General features: G+C 38.2%; 1 pseudogene. It reads right to left on the reverse strand.

Annotated features, from left to right (window positions below):
* A pseudogene (locus ABD909_RS06920) lies at window positions 1-526 on the reverse strand (Vomp family autotransporter); the annotation flags it as partial.

Here is a 526-nt window from a genome sequence, read left to right on the forward strand (position 1 = left end):
CTGAACCATCTGACTGAAAACTGTTAGAAAGATCCTTCAAACCTTGATCAAGTTGCTCTTTATTAACTGCTTCATTCCCTTTTTCTGCTGCCTTAACTCCTGAAAGCCTACGATCCTCTTTATCTTTGTTAGCTATATTGATTGCAGTTCCCGTTACTTCTTTACCAATTGTGATCAGACTTGTGCCTTTATCTTGCTTGACAAGACTATCACCTTCTACATTGGTAATCGCATTATTAATCTGTTCTGTTATTTTATTCTGAATATTCGTGAAAGAACTACCTACTCCAGACAAAGCTTCCGCTACATTGCTATAGTTCTTATCTTCAGAATTACCATCATCTTTAACAGTTGTAACCTTAAAGGTAGGCGCTTGCCATTCACCATTTTCATAAACAGCGCCACCTCCAAAATAGCTCGCAAGCATATTGCTCATCGTATAAAGTTGAGAACCATTCACTGCATCCGAAGAACTAGACGCAATTTTCCCATCTAAAATATGCGTAATCTTGCTATGGGCTTTTGC

Source organism: Bartonella acomydis, assembly GCF_039543025.1.
Taxonomy (GTDB): Bacteria; Pseudomonadota; Alphaproteobacteria; order Rhizobiales; family Rhizobiaceae; genus Bartonella; species Bartonella acomydis.